Genomic DNA, 9,770 nt, shown 5'->3' with positions numbered 1-9,770 from the left:
CCCGGACTATGCCGCCGTCGCTCGCGCCCATGGCGCCCATGCCGAACGCGTCGAGACCGGCGCCGATCTGCCGGCGGCACTGCAGCGGGCATTGGCCGCGACCAGGAGCGGCCAGCAGGCCATGCTCGAAGTCATGGTTTCCTACTAGGAGGCGTCGAACATGGGGGGAGCCGGGAACGACGCAAGGACGATCGAGACGCTGGCGGAGCTCCGCCGGCGTTATCCGATGATCGGCGATCTCGAAAAACGGGCGAAATGGCGCATTCCGCGTTTTGCCTACGAGTTTCTCCAGGGCGGCGCCGGCGACGAGACCGGCCTCAACCGCAACCGGACCGCACTGCAGGCGGTCGAAGTCGTACCGCGTTATGGTATCGACGTTTCCAAGGTCGACACCTCGGTCGAGCTCTTCGGCCATCGTTACGCCGCCCCGATCGGCATCTCGCCGATCGGCTTTGACGGCATGATGTGGCCGGGCGCCACCGAACAGTTCGCCAAGGCCGCCCAGGCCCACAATATTCCCTATCTGGTCGGCACGCTGGCCTGCGCGACGATCGAGAAAGTCGTGGAACGGGCGCCGGATGTCACCTGGTTCCAGCTCTACCCGATGGCGCCGAACAATCACCAATACAGTCTCGAAATGACTGATCGCGCCCGTCTCGCCGGCGCCAAGGTTCTGGTCGCGACGCTCGACGTGCCGGTGCGCGCCAAGCGCCCGCGCGATCTTCGCAACGGCCTCACCATGCCCTTCAAGCTGACGCCGAAGACGATGATGGCGGCTGCGATGGCCCCCTTCTGGCTGGATGCGATCCGCCGCAAGGGCATGCCGACCTTCGCCAACATGGCAGGCTTTGCCGGCGCGCCGGACCGCGTTACCACCTCCGCCTTCGTGCAGAAACATATCGGCGGCGGCTTTCCCTGGGAGCAGATCGCCCGGTTGCGCGACAGATGGCCGGGGCCGATGATGGTCAAAGGCGTCATGCACCCGGCGGATGCGGAAAAGGCGCTCGAACTTGGCCTCGACGGCGTGATCGTCTCCAACCATGGCGGCCGCCAGTTCGATGCGGCACCTGCGACGATCGACGTGCTGCCGGAAATCGCCCGCACGGTCGGCACCCGTGGTACGGTGCTATTCGACAGCGGCATCGTCTCCGGCGTCGACATGGTGCGCGCGGTTGCCTGCGGTGCCCATTCGTCGTTTGCCGGCCGTGCCTTCATGCTCGGCCTTGCCGCACTCGGAGACCATGGCGCCGCCCATATGGCGCAGGCCTTCATCGAGGAATACCGCATCACGCTCGGCCAGAGCGGGCTTTTGAATACCGACCAGGCCCGTCGCGCATCCGTGCGCCATCCCGGCGCCTGGACCGCACAGGACTTCCAACCGCACCTCTAATCGACCATGTCTCCGGGGAGGAGAAACCCATGAAAGTTGCCGACGCCATCGTGGAAATCCTGAAGCGCGAGGGGATCGAAGTCATCTGCGGTTACCCCGTGAACCACGTTCTCGAACATGCGGCCATGGGCGATATCCGCCCGATCATCGTGCGCCAGGAGCGCCACGGCCTGCATATGGCCGACGCCATGTCGCGCCTCTCGTCCGGCAAGACGATCGGCGTCTTTGCCATGCAGCTCGGACCGGGCACCGAAAACGCCTATGGCGGCATCGCCCAGGCCTATTCCGAATCCGTGCCGCTGCTGGTGCTGCCGATGGGCTACGAGCGCCGTGTCGCGCATGTCGACCCGAACTACAACGCGACCCGCTCGATGCGCGACATCACCAAGTCCGCCGAGCCGATCACCTCGGCTGCCGAAATCCCGAACATTTTCCGACGCGCTTTCTCCAAGTTGCGCAATGGCCGCGGCGGTCCGGTTCTGGTCGAGATCCCGAACGACATGTGGCAGGACGAGGTGCCGGAGCCGCTGAACTATCGCCCGGTTCTTTCCACCCGCTACGGGCCGGACCCGATCGCCGTGCGCGACGCCGTCGACCTGCTGCTCGCCGCCAAACGCCCGATCCTCTATGCCGGCCAGGGCGTTCACTACGCCCAGGCCTGGCCGCAGCTGAAACAGCTGGCCGAACTGCTGGCGATCCCGGTTTCGACCAGCCTCGAAGGCAAGAGCGCGTTTCCGGAAACCCATCCGCTGTCTGTCGGCGCCGGCGGTGCGGCGATCTCCAAGACCCTGCGCCATTTCCTCGACAGTTCCGACCTGATCTTCGGCATCGGCTGCTCGTTTACCGAAACCGCCTTCGGCGTGCAGATGCCGCTCGACAAGACCGTCATCCACGCGACGCTCGACCCCGACCACGTCAACAAGGACATCGAAGCCAAGGTGGCGCTGGTCGGCGATGCGGCGCTGACGCTCGACGCGGTGCTTGCCGAGCTCGAAGCCCGCAAGGTTTCTCCGCGCGACCATACGGAAATTGCCGCCGAAATCGCCAAAGTGCAGGAAGAATGGCTTTCCGAATGGATGCCGAAGCTCACCTCCGACAGCAAGCCGCTATCGCCCTATCGCGTGCTCTGGGACCTGCAGCACACGGTCGATATCGAAAACACCATCATCACCCACGATGCCGGCAGCCCGCGCGACCAGCTTTCGCCGTTCTGGAAGTCGGTGAAGCCGCTCACCTATATCGGCTGGGGCAAGACGACCCAGCTCGGTTACGGCCTGGGCCTCGCCATGGGCGCCAAGCTGATGCATCCGGACAAGCTCTGCATCAATGTCTGGGGCGATGCGGCGATCGGCTTCACCGGCATGGATTTCGAAACCGCGGTGCGCGAGCGCCTGCCGATCCTCTCCATCCTGCTCAACAACTTCTCGATGGCGATGGAACTACCGATCATGAAGGTGTCGACGGAAAAATACCGCTCGACCGACATTTCCGGCGATTACGCCGCTTTTGCCCGCGCGCTCGGCGGTTACGGCGAAAGGGTCACCGACCCGGCCGAAATCATCCCGGCGATCAAGCGCGGCATCGAACAGACACAAAAGGGCGTGCCGGTCCTCCTCGAATTCATCACGACACAGGAAATCGCCCGTTCCCGCTACCACCGCATGCTGACGGGTGAGAAAAAATGACCTCTCTGCAATCCACGATCGACGCCCTGAAGCTCCATTTCGGCGACCGGCTTTCGACCACCGAAGCGGTGCGTGAACATCACGGCCATGACATGTCCCGACAGCCGACAAGGTTGCCGGATGCGGTCGTCTATGCCGAAAACGAGGACGAGGTGGCGCGCGTCGTCTCGGCCTGTTTCGAGGCGGGCATACCGGTAACGCCGTTCGCGGCAGGCTCGTCGATGGAGGGTCACACGATCCCGCTGAAGGGTGGCATCTCGCTCGACCTCACCCGCATGAACAGAATAGTCGCGGTCAACCACGAGGATTTCGACGTGCAGGTGGAAGCCGGCGCCACCCGCAAACAGCTCAACGCCCATATCCGCGATACCGGCCTGTTCTTCCCCATCGATCCCGGCGCCGACGCCTCGCTCGGCGGCATGGCCTCGACACGCGCTTCCGGCACCACGGCCGTGCGCTACGGCACGATGCGCGAAAACGTGCTGGCGCTGCGCGTCGTCACCCCACAGGGCAAGATCATCACCACCGGCCGTCGCACCAAGAAGTCTTCGACCGGCTACGACCTGACCAAGCTTTATGTCGGCGCCGAAGGCACGCTCGGCGTCATCACCGAAGTGACCGTCAGGCTGCACCCGATCCCGGAAACCATCGCGTCTGCCGTCTGCGCCTTTGAGACGATGCGTGGCGCGGTCGAAGCCGTCGTCGCGACCATCCAGAGCGGCATCCCCGTCGCCCGCATTGAATTCCTCGATGAAGTGGCGGTCGAAGCCGCCAACCGGCATGCCGGCCTGACCCTGAAGCTCGCGCCGACCCTGTTTCTCGAATTCCACGGCAGCCCGCGCTGGGTGGAGGAACAGTCGAACACCGTGCGCGAGATTGCCGATGAATTCGGCGGTTCGGACTTCGAATGGTCGACCCGCACCGAGGACCGCGAGCGGCTGTGGAAGGCGCGCCACGAGACGATCTATTCCAACCAGACGCTGCGCCCCGGCTGCAAGGCGTTTACGACGGATGTCTGCGTACCGATCTCGCGGTTGGCGGAGGCAGTGCTCGCCGCCCGCGAGGACATCGACAATTCCTTCGTGATGGGCAAGATTATCGGCCATGTGGGCGACGGCAATTTCCATGTCGGTTACCTGATCAAGCCGGAAATCCCCGAAGAGCTCGCCGAAGCCGAGCGCCTTGCCGAACGGCTCTACCAGCGCGCCATGGACATGGGCGGGACGTTCAGCGGCGAACACGGGATAGGCATTTCCAAGCTGAAATATCTCCGCCGCGAACATGGCGACGCCGTCGACATGATGAACGCCATCAAGGCGGCGATCGACCCGAAGGGCATCATGAACCCCGGCAAGCTGGGTCAGGTGGAGTAAAGGCGGACAGAAGCCCTCAGATGATCACCGGCTGAGATCGATACGGCTGGTCACCACCGATTTGCCGCTCGAAAGATCCTTGTCGACCGTTTGAAGCATGAGGCGGTTATTGCCGATCTTCTCGATCGTCATGTTCGCGACGCGATCCCCATTGATCACCCTCGCCCAGCGGACGCCGAGATTGATCGCATTGCCGCGGCGGTTGCCGGAAAGCATCGAAGGCTGCCCGGAAGGCCCGACATAGGTGCCGCTATAGCCGCGATCCGAAGCCTGGAGATCGGCCGATATACTGCGCCGGACGACCAGCAGGCCGCGGCAGGTTCCCTGCATCGACAGGGTGGTCGCCCCGGCCGTCGAGGTGAAGCTGCAGGTGACATTGATGGGCGTTGCCCCGATACGGATCAGAACCGTGCCCTCGCCGCTCCAATTGCCGGAAAGCGTTTTCAGGAAATCGCTTTCGGCGGCCAAAACGAGGCCTGGCGAAGAAGCGGAGGCGATAAACGCAGCAGCGGCAAGAAGCAAGCGCATGGCGACGATCCATCTGAACGCTCGCATCGAACGTCGGCTGAGCCATTCCGTTCCATCTGGTCGCGAGCCACCGTCGACTGGCCCAGCACCGCGTAAATCCACTTCAACCTTGCTGCCGCCCGGGAACATGCTACATATGTAGCACTTTCAGGAGCGAACCATGCCGGTCACCACCAAAATCCGACGCCAGGGCGGTGCTGCGGTGATTACCATCCCGCCGGCCCTGTTGAAGCTAATGCATACCGAAGTCGGCGATCAGCTGACGCTCGACGTCGCCAACGGTGAATTGATCGCCCGTCCCGTCGAGAGCGGCCGCAAGCGCTATACCCTCAGCGAATTGCTGAAGGGAAGCGATGCCATGGCGATGCTCAATGCCGCAGTCGCCGATGCGCAGGAAGGCGATCCGATAGGACACGAGATCTGATGATCCGCAGCAACGTGCCGAGGCGCGGCGATGTCTACTGGATCGACCTAAACCCGGTCGCCGGCCGGGAAATGAAGAACCGGCATCGTTTCGTTGTCATCACGCCGATCGAGATCAACAGGCTGGGCGTCAGCATGACGGTGCCCATCACCACCGGTGGGGCTTTTATCCGCGATGTCGGTCTTGCGGTGGCGATTTCCGGCCATGACACGACCGGTGTCGCTGTTTGCAACCAGGTCCGCGGCTTCGACATTCCCGCCCGCATCCAGCAGAAAACCGCGCAATATATCGAGACGCTGGACGAGGCGACGATGAATGAAATCGTCTCGCGCGTGGTCAGCGCCATCGACCCGGCACCTGAACCCGCCTGATCTCTTCCCTTCATCCTCCCCTGCCCTAACTGAATTTCCGGGCGAGGAAGAAGGAGGACAAAGGATGATCATCCGGTCTGGAAGCTGCCTTTGCGGCAACGTGCGGTATTCGGTGAAGGATGCGCCGGTCAGGATCGGGCTTTGCCATTGCGCCGATTGTCGCAAGGAAAGCGGATCGAGCTTCGTCACGTTCGGCATCTGGCCGCGGCACGGCTTTGAAAGCACAGGCGAGGTCAAGTATTTCCATGGCCGCGGTTTCTGCCCCGAATGCGGCTCGCGCGTCTTCAACGAGAGCGACGGCGACGAGATCGAGATCCGGGTTGGATCGCTCGACATGGCGCCGACCGACTTGGAACCGGTCTATGAAATATGGGTGAAGCGGCGGGAGAACTGGCTGAGCCCACTTCCCGTCCCTCAATTCGAAGAAGATCGCAATTGACGCATTGTCGTCACGCGAGGACCCTATAAAGTGCCGCCGAGCGGACGGGAGACGGACAAATGTCGGAACTGATCGACAAGGCAATTGTCATCGCGACCGAAGCGCATCAAGGACAGTCGTCGAAAACCGGCGGTCCATTCATCGACCATGTCCGGCGCGTCGCCGAAAACGTCGCCGGCGAGGACGAAAAACAGGTCGCCTGGCTGCATGACGTGGTCGAGAAAGGCCCCGGCTGGACGTTCGAGCGGCTGCGCGAAGAAGGCTTTTCCAAAGCGGTCGTCGATGCCGTCGACGCGATGAGCAAACGCGACGGCGAGGAATATTTCGCCTTCGTCCGCCGCTCGATCGAAAATCCGCTCGCCCGACCGGTCAAGCGCGCCGACCTCACCGACAATCTTGCCCAGATGCGCCAGGTGGGCGGCGACGGTTCGAAATTCGCCGAAGGCCTGCGTATCCTCAACGAGCGATATCCATCCTGAGATATCCAACCTGACGGGCGGAACCTTGCGCCATCCCTTGCCGTTCGTTTTCGCACGGCAGAAGCCGCGATCCAGCGACAGGATGAACTCATGGAACTTAAGAACCAGGTGGCTCTGGTAACCGGGTCAGGCTCGGGCATCGGCAAGGCGGCGGCGATGAAACTCGCGGTCGAAGGCGCAAAGGTCGGGCTGCTCGGCCATACGAGAACCGACATCGAAAAGACTGCCCACGAGATAGAGAAGGCCGGCGGAGAGGCGCTGGTGCTCGAAGCCGACGTTTCCGACGAAAACCGGATGCGCGAAGCGATCGACCGGCTTGCGGAAAAATTCGGCCGGCTGGACATCGTCGTCGCCAATGCCGGCATCAACGGCGTCTGGGCGCCGATCGATGACCTGAAGCCGGAAGAATTCGACAGGACGATCGCCGTCAACCTGCGCGGCACCTATCTGACGCTTCATCTTACCGTGCCGCATCTGAAGGCGCAGGGTGCAGGCTCGATCGTCGTCGTCTCCTCGATCAACGGCAACCGCACCTTCACGACGCCCGGCGCCACCGCCTATACGGCCACCAAGGCCGCGCAGGTGGCGATGGTGCAGCAGCTGGCGCTGGAGCTCGGCAAGCACCACATCCGCGTCAACGCCGTCTGCCCCGGCGAGATCGAGACCAATATCCACGACAACACCAAGCTGCGCCACGAGCAGGAAACCGCAATCCCGGTGGAATGGCCCGACGGCCAGGTCCCGATCAGCGACGGCAGGCCGGGAAAAAGCGCGGACGTCGCCGAAGTCATCGCCTTCCTCGCCTCCGACCGCTCCCGGCACGTGACCGGCACCCCGATCTACGTGGACGGCGGCCAGGGGCTACTGAGGTAGGATTGTTTTGCGGTTTGATTGAGGCCGGCGAAGGCAGACATCGGGCGGGAAACCGGTCGGAAGACCGGCATAGTCCGCCGTTGATTTTAAGTATAACCGCCGCGCTGCTCTAAAAAATCTCTTACCTATCGGCGGCTTGGTGAACCCGCTCACGCCTAAGCAAACGGTAAAAAGACTCCTAAACAAGAAAAAAACGAAGTAGCTTATCCCCTTCTCTACGGGGGACTTCAAATGGTCGGAGAAGCAATTGCAGGCTTGAGCATCTTCAACTCCATGCTGGACATGGCGAAGGGATTGAAGAACATCAACGATGCTGCCATTCGGAACATGGCGGTCGTAGACTTGACGGAAAAGATCATCGCCGCACAAGCAGAGCAAAATGCGCTGGTTGCCAAGGTAGGCAAGCTTGAAAAAGAACTGATGCGCTTTGAAACATGGGAAGCCGAGAAGCAAAGGTATGAGCTTTACGAAATCAAACCCGGTCGCCTCACCCGCCGGTTGAAGGCGACGATGAGCGATGGCGAGATTTCCCATGATATTTGTGCTCAATGCTACAACAAGGGCGTCAAGGGAATTCTCCAGAAGTCCGTCACGGAGCATGGCCGCTACACCATGCTTACGTGTGCCGAATGCCATACCGCGCTTAATCTGAGCCTAGCTGTTTAGTTAGCTTACCCTCATCGTCGGCGATTTTTGGTTCAGGCGGGGTTTTGAGCATACGCCGCAAACCTCGTCGCCCTTCTTGTCGTCAATCTGAGTGTTGGTGTCTTCCATGGCAAATCCGATCGAAACCGACTTCAAGCTAGCTTTGGCACTGGGCCGCTTAGCTGGCCGATGGGGGCAGGCCGAAATCGGGGTAGAGATGATCTATATCGCCCTTTCCGAAATGCCATATCGGAAAGCGGTGATATCATTTTCGTTCCACAAGTCGGTGGCGACCCAAAGGGACATTATATGGTTCTTAGCCGATGAGACCGAATGGCTTTCCGATGACTTACGAAAAGAAGTAAAAGACGCCGTCCGAGAGTTTGCCGACAAATCCGCCACCCGGAACGGGTGGATACACTACCCGTTCGGGATAAACAGTGATCTAGGGGAGATCGAAACGTACAAAATGAAACGCTCCCGCAAGGGAGACGTTCTGTATTCGAAAGAGCCGGCAAACCATAAGCTGGTAATGGCTTTCGCTGACGAAGTCAGAACGATGACGACTCGTCTTTACCACACCCACACCCTTCTAATGCTCGCATCTTCACGTACACCACTAACGCCGCCTCCCGGTCAAAGTCAGTCAGATTTGTCCTCGACTCCTCCTAGTTCCCACGGACTTCTCGCAAAGCTACTGTCCCTGGATCAATCATCTGGGAAGTGATCTCAACTCGTTCTTTCGTATCGGCCGGCCTGTCACGCTCGCAAATCCCGCCGTTACCAATCATGGTCCGCCAGATATATAATAGGACTTCAGTCCCAATCCCTTTCGTGGAACCTGGGCCCTCGATCCGCGTTCATGTCGCGCAAAAGATTGAGGAAACACCCAATGAAGAACCTGCTTATCGCATCGGCCCTGGCCATTTCTTCCATTCTCTCGGTCGCCGGCCCGTCCGACGCCGCGAGTGTCACCGTCACCACCCATGAGCGGGTCGCTCCGCGTCATACCGTGCGCGAAGTCTACCGTCCGTATCGTCCCCGCCACGACTGCATGGTCAAGAAGGTGAAGACCCGCTACCACGGCCGGGTCGTCGTCAAGACCACCCGCGTCTGCCGCTGATCGCCGGATCGCAAATGAGAGAGGGCGGCGGCGATCGGGCCGGCGCCCTCTCTTTCGGGAAAACCGATCGGGCGAGTACCGGAGGTTTGGGATCGCCTTTCTCGAGACGACGGGGCCCGTCGATCGTTCTCACCGCGCCTGCGATCGATCGTGCGCATAACCGCAAAATTCGGTTGCAATGCCACAAAAATCCGGCAATTTCCCTCTCCTGAAATGGAGGCAAGCCCATGTCCAGCACACCAGCGGAAAAAGCGCCAGTCATCGTCATCGACCTGCAGACCAACATGTTCGACGGTCTTGTCGAGCCGCCTCTTCACGAGGCGGATCTCCTCACCGAGCGCGCCCGCAAGGTGATCGACTGGGCGCGGCGCGAAGGCCGGGCGATTGCCTTCGTGCGCCATGACGGGCCGGAGGGCGATCCGCTGGCGCCGGGAGAGCCG

The 9,770-nt window shown here is 61.4% G+C and carries 13 protein-coding genes and 1 pseudogene; 13 read left to right on the top strand and 1 reads right to left on the bottom strand.

All coding sequences use genetic code 11. The annotated features are described in order from the left end of the window. From MOV61_RS25250 to MOV61_RS25235, 4 genes are all read left to right on the top strand, one after another. Positions 1-148, top strand: a 148-nt coding sequence (locus MOV61_RS25250; protein WP_247138561.1) for a thiamine pyrophosphate-dependent enzyme, incomplete at its 5' end; no start/stop codon positions are given. 12 nt (positions 149-160) lie between these two features. Further along, a complete protein-coding gene (locus MOV61_RS25245; RefSeq protein ID WP_247138560.1) occupies positions 161-1,390 on the top strand; it encodes an alpha-hydroxy acid oxidase in 1,230 nt (409 codons plus the stop codon). Continuing rightward, entirely contained in the window at positions 1,279-3,075 is a 1,797-nt protein-coding gene (locus MOV61_RS25240) for a thiamine pyrophosphate-requiring protein (protein ID WP_309493857.1), read from the top strand. The genes MOV61_RS25245 and MOV61_RS25240 overlap by 112 nt, the downstream gene beginning before the upstream one ends. Continuing rightward, entirely contained in the window at positions 3,072-4,448 is a 1,377-nt protein-coding gene (locus MOV61_RS25235; RefSeq protein WP_247138558.1) for an FAD-binding oxidoreductase, read from the top strand. Before MOV61_RS25240 ends, MOV61_RS25235 begins: the two co-directional genes overlap by 4 nt. Before the next feature lie 24 nt (positions 4,449-4,472). On the opposite strand, the gene MOV61_RS25230 is transcribed toward MOV61_RS25235, so the two are convergent. Beyond that, entirely contained in the window at positions 4,473-4,976 is a 504-nt protein-coding gene (locus MOV61_RS25230) for a hypothetical protein (RefSeq protein ID WP_247138557.1), read from the bottom strand. 160 nt (positions 4,977-5,136) lie between these two features. On the opposite strand from MOV61_RS25230, the gene MOV61_RS25225 reads away from it, so the two are divergent. From MOV61_RS25225 to MOV61_RS25185, 9 genes and pseudogenes are all read left to right on the top strand, one after another. After that, complete coding sequence (locus MOV61_RS25225; protein ID WP_041363973.1) at positions 5,137-5,400, top strand: AbrB/MazE/SpoVT family DNA-binding domain-containing protein; 264 nt, start codon at positions 5,137-5,139, stop codon at positions 5,398-5,400. Then, complete coding sequence (locus tag MOV61_RS25220; RefSeq protein ID WP_247138556.1) at positions 5,400-5,771, top strand: type II toxin-antitoxin system PemK/MazF family toxin; 372 nt, start codon at positions 5,400-5,402, stop codon at positions 5,769-5,771. The genes MOV61_RS25225 and MOV61_RS25220 overlap by 1 nt, the downstream gene beginning before the upstream one ends. Positions 5,772-5,835: 64 nt before the next feature. Continuing rightward, a complete protein-coding gene (locus MOV61_RS25215; protein ID WP_247138555.1) occupies positions 5,836-6,210 on the top strand; it encodes a GFA family protein in 375 nt (124 codons plus the stop codon). A 59-nt stretch (positions 6,211-6,269) separates the two neighbouring features. Continuing rightward, complete coding sequence (locus tag MOV61_RS25210) at positions 6,270-6,689, top strand: HD domain-containing protein (protein ID WP_247138554.1); 420 nt, start codon at positions 6,270-6,272, stop codon at positions 6,687-6,689. 90 nt (positions 6,690-6,779) lie between these two features. Further along, complete coding sequence (locus MOV61_RS25205) at positions 6,780-7,562, top strand: SDR family NAD(P)-dependent oxidoreductase (RefSeq protein WP_247138553.1); 783 nt, start codon at positions 6,780-6,782, stop codon at positions 7,560-7,562. Between the two features lie 231 nt (positions 7,563-7,793). Continuing rightward, complete coding sequence (locus MOV61_RS25200) at positions 7,794-8,228, top strand: hypothetical protein (RefSeq protein ID WP_247138552.1); 435 nt, start codon at positions 7,794-7,796, stop codon at positions 8,226-8,228. A 106-nt stretch (positions 8,229-8,334) separates the two neighbouring features. Next, entirely contained in the window at positions 8,335-8,934 is a 600-nt protein-coding gene (locus MOV61_RS25195) for a hypothetical protein (protein WP_247138551.1), read from the top strand. Between the two features lie 165 nt (positions 8,935-9,099). Next, complete coding sequence (locus MOV61_RS25190) at positions 9,100-9,330, top strand: hypothetical protein (protein WP_247138550.1); 231 nt, start codon at positions 9,100-9,102, stop codon at positions 9,328-9,330. A gap of 227 nt (positions 9,331-9,557) precedes the next feature. After that, a pseudogene (locus tag MOV61_RS25185) lies at positions 9,558-9,770 on the top strand (cysteine hydrolase); the annotation flags it as partial.

Source organism: Neorhizobium sp. BETTINA12A, from assembly GCF_023006485.1.
GTDB lineage: Bacteria > Pseudomonadota > Alphaproteobacteria > Rhizobiales > Rhizobiaceae > Neorhizobium.
This window is presented reverse-complemented; position numbering and strand designations above follow the sequence as displayed.